The sequence below is a fragment of the Actinomadura sp. KC345 genome (assembly GCF_004348515.1).
Taxonomy (GTDB): Bacteria; Actinomycetota; Actinomycetes; order Streptosporangiales; family Streptosporangiaceae; genus Spirillospora.
Map to the genome: position 1 here is coordinate 1 of NZ_SMKH01000366.1, position 6761 is coordinate 6761.

The following is a 6761-nucleotide window of genomic DNA, read 5'->3' on the forward strand; positions in this document are numbered from 1 at the left end:
GATCAGGGGCTCGGGATCGTCCAGGATGGCAAGGGACGACTCCCGGGCCGGGCCGGGGTCCGGCGGGGCCTCCAGGGCCGGGGGTCCGGGCGCCGCCGGTTCGAGAACCTTGACGTGGCCGCGCTGCGTCTCGGCGGGCGGGATCTCCTCGGCGCCGGGACGGGCGACGCGGATCTGCTTGAACATCGTCAGCCACAGCCAGACGGCGATCACCAGCATGACGTGCGGGGCGACGGCGACGCCGGCGCGGACCCCGTCCTCGGGGAGCGAGGACAGGCCCCAGACCGAGTGCTGGACGGAGAGCGCGGCGCCTCCGGCGACGAGGACGAGCAGCAGGGTCCAGCGCAGGAGCCGCGTCCACCAGCGGGCGTTCCGGGTGATCACGAGGGACAGGATCGTCATCGCGCCGAGGGTGTCGGCCATCGCGGGGTACAGCGGCGCCCAGCGGGAGTCGACGCCGCCCGCGAGCGCCAGTTCGCGGAGCACGTCGTAGGTCAGCGCGTAGGCCCCGGCCGCCAGCGCGGCGACGATCAGGCCTGCGACGGCGGTGAGCATCCGCCGTTGCGCGCGGGTGTACCGGGGGCCGCCGGGCCGCGTGGGATCAGATGGCATGTCTCTCGTTCCGGGGAAGGGCGCCTGAGGGGTCCTCTGGTGAGATTAGCCAGCCCCGGGGGCCACGGCTTCCCACTTGCGGATGATCACTTCCCGCTGCGCGCGATATGCGATGAGACGTACCGTATGGGCAACGCCCGTATGAGCGACGCGCGTGATGGACGTCGAGCAGGCCCTGGGAGGCAGTGATGCCGGACGGCAGAGCCGTTGGTGAGCCGCGGTCCCGCGCGGCCGGATAGCGCGCGGCGTGGCGTTCTCCCGGGATCGGCTCGGCGAGCCGGTCCGGACGTTCGACGGGCGGCTCGGCGCTCGGCGCACGTGGGCCTGGCTGTCGCTGCTGGTGTTGGCGTCCCTGGCGCTTGTTCCGGTGGCCATCGTCTACCTGCACGACCGCGTGTGGTGGGCGGGCGTCCCGGCGCTGCTGCTGTCCATGGCATACGCGGGGGCCGTCGGCTGGATCGCCGGACGTGACCGCCCGCGCCTCCGGAACCGCGTCGTGCACCTCCACACGGGCGGCATCCGCGTCGCCGGGCCGGGCGAGGCCGCCTACACGTGGGACGAGCTGGTCTCCGTCACCGTGTCGGGGGTCCGCGGCCGGAGCGACGGACCCACCCGATGGTGCTTCACGATCGTCGGGAGCGACGGGAGCGTGCTGCGGCTCGGGCCCGAGCTCCCGGACGTGCGGACGCTCGGGGTCGCGGTCGCCGAGAAGGTGACGGCCCGGCTCGTCCCGCGCCACCTGGCTGCGGTGAAGGCGGGGGAGGCCGTGCGGATGGCGCCGTTCACCGTGGACCTCGACGGCGTCGAGAAGGACGGCGAGCGGCTCCCCTGGCGGGCCGTCGGCGACGTCGCGATCGACAACGGACTGGTGACCGTGCACGCGTGCGCAGGCCGGACGGACCTGATGACCGTGTCCGCGGAGATGCCGGACGCGCTGGCGTTCACCGTGCTGTGCCACCAGGTCAGGGAGCTGGCCGGAGATTCCTGAGAGAATTCTCGCGGAGCATGTCGAGACGGCGTCCGCGGCTCCGATCGTTCTGTGACGAGCGGCCGTCCGGGCCGCCGCCCGAACTCGATGGGGTGTGAGCACACGTGAAGTACATGCTGCTGATCTACAACCGTCCCGGCTTCGTGGAGGAGCTGTCCGAGCGGGAGCGCGACGAGCTGTTCGGCGAGGTCGACGCGCTCATGAAGGAGCTGACCGAGTCCGGCGAGCTCGTCGGCGGGGACGCGCTGGCCGACCCGTCCACGACCAGGACCGTCCGGGCGAAGGACGGGCAGCCGGCCGTGACCGACGGGCCCTTCCTGGAGGCGAAGGAGCACTTCGCCGGGCACATCACGGTCGACTGCGAGTCGGTCGAGCGGGCCGTGGAGATCGCCTCGCGCTGGCCGGACGTCCGGTTCGGCGGGTACATGGAGGTCAGGGCGATCATGGAGCAGTCCGGGACGGAGATGTGAACCCGGCCGTGCCGGTGCCGCCGGACGTCGAGGATCTGCTCCGCACCCTCGCGCCGCAGATCCTGGGAACGCTCGTCCGGCGGCACGGGCACGGGGCGTTCGACGCCTGCGAGGACGCCGTCCAGGAGGCCCTCCTCGCCGGCGCCGTCCAGTGGACGGACGGCGCCGGGGCCGGTGTTCCGGAGAACCCGCGCGGGTGGCTGCTCACCGTCGCGGCGCGCCGGCTCACCGACCAGTGGCGCAGCGACCGGGCCCGCCGCGACCGCGAGGCCGCCGTGTTCGCCCGGGACCCGTCCGCGCGGGACGGCCTCGCGCCGGACGAGGACCGCCCCGCCGACCACGACGACACGCTGACGCTGCTGTTCCTGTGCTGCCATCCGGCGCTGTCGCCGCCCTCGCAGGTCGCGCTCACGCTGCGGGCGGTCGGCGGGCTCACCACGGCCCAGATCGCCCGCGCGTTCCTCGTCCCGGAGGCGACGATGGCGCAGCGGGTCAGCCGGGCCAAGCAGCGGATCAAGGCGGCGGGCGCGCGGTTCGGGATGCCGCCGCCGGACGAGCGGGACGAGCGGCTCCGGGCCGTCCTGCACGTCCTGTACCTGATCTTCAACGAGGGGTACACGGTGTCCAGCGGCCCCGACCTTCAGCGCGACGACCTCACCGCCGAGGCGATCAGGCTCGCCAGGGCGCTGCGCCGGCTGCTTTCGGACGACGGCGAGGTCACCGGGCTGCTCGCGCTGATGATGCTGACCGATGCCCGCCGGGCGGCCAGGAGCGGCCCGGGCGGCCGGCTGATCCCGCTCACCGAACAGGACCGGACGCTGTGGGACCGCGAGGCGATCGAGGAGGGCGCGCGGCTGATCACCGAGGCCCTCACCTGGTCGCCGCCGGGCCCGTACCAGCTCCAGGCCGCGATCGCCGCCGTCCACGCGGAGGCGCCGCGCCCGGAGGACACCGACTGGCCGCAGATCCTCGCCCTCTACCGCCTGCTGTCCCACGTGTCGCCGAACCCGATGGTCACGCTGAACGAGGCCGTCGCGGTGGCGATGGTGGACGGCCCGGCGGCGGGCCTGGAACTCCTGCGGCCGCTGCACGACGACGACCGCATGTCCGGACACCACCGTCTCGCGGCCGTCCGGGCCCACCTTCTGGAGATGGCCGGCGACGCGTACGGCGCGCGGGAGGCGTACCGGCAGGCCGCCAGGAGCACGACCAGCCTCCCCGAGCAGCGCTACCTCGAATCACGCGCCGCACGCCTCAAGCACTGAAGCAGAGAACGATGCAAGCCACCGCACGAACCCTCGGCGTCCCCGGCGCGACCTTGCACTACGAGGTGCGCGGCTCCCGTTCCGTGCTGCTGCTGATCTGCGGCGGGATCTACGACGCGGCGGGCTACGCCGGGCTCGCCGGGCTGCTCGCCGACCGGTACACGGTCGTGACGTACGACAGGCGCGGCAACTTGGGAGTCGGTGCTGACGGAGGTCGAGCGGGTCTACCGGCACGGCGGCGCCGGCCCGGCGATGGCGACGTTCGGCGCGGCGCTGGGCATGCGCGGCGGCGAGGACGGTGCCGCGGGTGCACCCGAGGATCCCGAGCTGCTGGCGATGTTCGCGCGTTTCGAGAGGAACACCGATTTCTTCGTCGGATACGAGGTCCCCTCCTTCGGGCGTTCGCTGCACGACCTCGACGCCCTGCGCGCGTCGTCCGCCCGGATCACCCTGGCCGCGGGCGAGGAGTCCGCGGGCGAACCACCGAACCAGGCCGCCCACGTCCTGGCCGGACACCTCGGAACCAAGGCCGAGACCTACCCCGGCGACCATGGCGGCTTCGGCACGGAGGCGGAGGCGTTCGCTCAGGATGGACGCGACGTACTCGGCGTCCTGACCGGCGCGCCGGGACACGCGCCGCGCGAGAGCGGCACGAGGCCGCACGCCGATCCAATAGCCTGGCTCTGTGAGTTTGCGCCTCTATGACACCGGCACCCGTAGCGTCCGCGCGTTCGAGCCCCTGGAAGAGGGCCGTGTGGGGATGTACGTGTGCGGTGCGACTCCGCAGGCTTCACCCCATATCGGGCATCTGCGCTCGGGCGTCATCTACGACGTGCTGCTGCGCTGGCTGCGCGCGTCCGGCTACGCGGTCACGTTCGCGCGCAACGTCACCGACATCGACGACAAGATCATCGCGGTGTCGGCGGAGCGGGACGTGCCGTGGTTCGCGGTCGCCGAGGGCAACCAGCGGGTCTTCACGCAGGGCTACGACCTGCTCGGCTGCCTGCCGCCGACGATCGAGCCGCGCGCGACCGGGCACGTCCCGGAGATGATCGTGCTGATGCGCCGCCTGATCGAGAAGGGGCACGCGTACGCGGCCGGCGGCGACGTGTACTTCGACGTCAAGTCGTGGGCGGACGAGTACGGCGCGCTGTCCAACCAGCGGCTGGAGAACATGCGGTCCGCCGGGGACACCCCCAACGAGGACGCCAAGCGCGACCCGCGCGACTTCGCGCTCTGGAAGGGCGCCAAGCCGGGCGAGCCGTCGTGGGAGACGCCGTGGGGGCCGGGCCGCCCCGGCTGGCACCTGGAATGCTCGGCCATGGCGACCAAGTACCTGGGCGCCACGTTCGACATCCACGGCGGCGGCGTCGACCTGATCTTCCCGCACCACGAGAACGAGGTCGCGCAGTCCCGCGCCGCCGGGGACGGCTTCGCCCGCTACTGGCTGCACAACGGGCTGCTCACCGTGGACGGCGAGAAGATGAGCAAGTCCGTCGGCAACGTCGTGCTGCTGACCGATCTCCTGGACCGGGCCCGTCCCGTCGAGGTGCGCTACTACCTGGTCTCGGCCCACTACCGGTCGCTGATGGACTACACCGACGCGTCCCTGGCCGAGGCGGTCTCCGCCTACCAGCGCATAGAAGGCTTCGTGACGCGGGCGTCCGAGGTCCTGGGCGCGGTCGAGCCCGCCGCCATCCCCACCGCCTTCGCGGCCGCCATGGACGACGACCTGGGCGTCCCGCAGGCCCTGGCCGTGCTGCACGAGACCGTCCGGGAGGGGAACAGCGCCCTCGCGTCCGGCGACCACGACGCGGCGCGCGGTCACCTGGCGGACGTCCGGGCGATGGCGGACGTCCTCGGCATCGACCCGCTGTCGTGGCGCCGGGCCGGCGAGGAGGACCTGCGCCCCGTCGTGGACGCCCTGGTCGCCGTCGCGCTGGAGCAGCGGCAGGCGGCCCGCGCCCGCAAGGACTACGCGGCCGCCGACGCCATCCGCGACGGCCTGTCGGAGGCGGGCATTCTGGTCGAGGACACCCCGCAGGGCCCCCGCTGGGAGCTGAAGCGCGACTGAGCACCGCGCGCGGCGGATAAAATCACATGTTCGCGGGGGTTCGCCGCCGTCGAGATCTGAGCCGCCCGAAGGGCGGGCGAGCCGCAATCGCGAGGGACGTACCGAGATGGCCAAGCGCAAGGGCAAGGGACCCACTCCCAAGGCCGAGGACAGGCACTGGCACGGCAAGCGCCAGAAGGCCCGCGCCGTGAAGAGCGCCAAGCGCACCGGCACCACGACGCTGGGACCGGGCGGCCGCGCCAAGACCGCCGAGACCGGAGACCGCTCCCGGGGCCGCCCCGCGGGCGCGCGACGCTCCAACGGCGAGGTCCCCGAACTGGTCACCGGCCGCAACCCGGTCGTCGAGGCGCTGCGCGCGGGCGTGCCGGGCAACGCCCTCTACGTGACGTCCGGCACCGACGATCGCGTCCGCGAATCGATCCAGCTCGCCGCCGACCGGCGGATCCCGCTCCTGGAGACCGGCAAGAACGAACTCGACCGCCTGACGGACGGCGCCGTCCACCAGGGCATCGCACTCCAGGTCAAGCCCTACCGTTATGCCCACCCCGACGACCTGCTCACCGGCCCCGCGCCGCTGATCGTCGCGGTCGACGGCATCACCGACCCGCGCAACCTGGGCGCGATCGTCCGCTCCGCCGCCGCCTTCGGCGCCGCCGGCGTCGTCGTCCCGGAACGCCGCGCCGCCGGGATCAACGCGGGCGCCTGGAAGACGTCCGCAGGCACCCTGGCGACCGTCCCCGTCGCGCAGGCCACCAACCTCACGCGCCAGCTCAAGGCGTACCAGAAGGCAGGCTGCTTCGTCGCCGGCCTGGACGCCCAAGGCACCGTCACCGTGGCCGACCTCGACATCGCCTCTGGCCCGTTCGTCCTGGTCGTGGGCTCCGAGGGCAAGGGCCTGGGCCGCCTGGTAGCCGACACATGCGACATGCTCGTCACGATCCCGATGCCCGGCCAGGCCGAATCCCTCAACGCCGGAGTAGCCGCGGGCATCGCTCTGTACGAGGTCAGCCGCCTACGCGCGGCCTAACCCTGGAACGGCCGCACCTCCACCGGCAACCCCGTGACCCGCACGTACCTGGCCGCCACCTGCAACGCCGCGTCCAGATTGTCCACCTCGATGACCACGAGCCCGCCGACGAACTCCGCACCGTCCGCCCAAGGCCCGTCCGTGGCGACCACCTCGTCCCCCCTGAGCCGCACCATCGTGCTCGCCTCCGGCCCCTGCAGCGCCTTGCCGAACACCCAGACTTCCTGCGCCTCCAGGTGCCGCCGTATCACCCCCAGTTCGCCCATGACCTTCTCCAGCACCTCAGGCGGCGGCTTCCACCCCGCAGGCTGGATCACGTTGAGCG

At 72.8% G+C, this 6761-nt stretch carries 8 protein-coding genes; 6 read left to right on the forward strand and 2 right to left on the reverse strand.

Features of this window, described 5'->3' with window-relative positions:
• A partial coding sequence (locus E1281_RS35440; RefSeq protein WP_131884072.1) for a DUF2637 domain-containing protein occupies positions 1–612 on the reverse strand: 612 nt, incomplete at its 3' end.
• 247 nt (positions 613–859) lie between these two features.
• Between E1281_RS35440 and E1281_RS35445 the strand changes: the two genes are divergently transcribed.
• The 6 genes from E1281_RS35445 to rlmB all read left to right on the forward strand — a co-directional run bounded on the left by E1281_RS35445 (position 860) and on the right by rlmB (position 6436).
• Positions 860–1600 (forward strand): DUF6585 family protein, encoded by a 741-nt coding sequence (locus tag E1281_RS35445; RefSeq protein WP_131884073.1) that lies wholly within the window; start codon positions 860–862, stop codon positions 1598–1600.
• A gap of 113 nt (positions 1601–1713) precedes the next feature.
• Positions 1714–2070, forward strand: coding sequence for a YciI family protein (locus E1281_RS35450; RefSeq protein WP_243717729.1), 357 nt, complete (start codon positions 1714–1716; stop codon positions 2068–2070).
• Complete coding sequence (locus E1281_RS35455; RefSeq protein WP_243717728.1) at positions 2067–3335, forward strand: DUF6596 domain-containing protein; 1269 nt, start codon at positions 2067–2069, stop codon at positions 3333–3335. The genes E1281_RS35450 and E1281_RS35455 overlap by 4 nt, the downstream gene beginning before the upstream one ends.
• A 201-nt stretch (positions 3336–3536) precedes the next feature.
• Positions 3537–4040 carry a hypothetical protein gene (locus E1281_RS35460; RefSeq protein WP_131884075.1) on the forward strand — a complete coding sequence of 168 codons (504 nt, stop codon included), beginning with the start codon at positions 3537–3539 and terminating at the stop codon, positions 4038–4040.
• Positions 4021–5409: a cysteine--tRNA ligase gene (gene cysS, locus E1281_RS35465; protein ID WP_131884076.1), complete on the forward strand. Its 1389-nt coding sequence runs from the start codon at positions 4021–4023 to the stop codon at positions 5407–5409. Before E1281_RS35460 ends, cysS begins: the two co-directional genes overlap by 20 nt.
• A gap of 106 nt (positions 5410–5515) precedes the next feature.
• A complete protein-coding gene (gene rlmB, locus E1281_RS35470; protein ID WP_131884077.1) occupies positions 5516–6436 on the forward strand; it encodes a 23S rRNA (guanosine(2251)-2'-O)-methyltransferase RlmB in 921 nt (306 codons plus the stop codon).
• Here rlmB and E1281_RS35475 read toward each other — a convergent pair.
• A partial coding sequence (locus E1281_RS35475) for a YciI family protein (protein ID WP_131884078.1) occupies positions 6433–6761 on the reverse strand: 329 nt, incomplete at its 5' end. The two genes, rlmB and E1281_RS35475, sit on opposite strands and share 4 nt — an antisense overlap.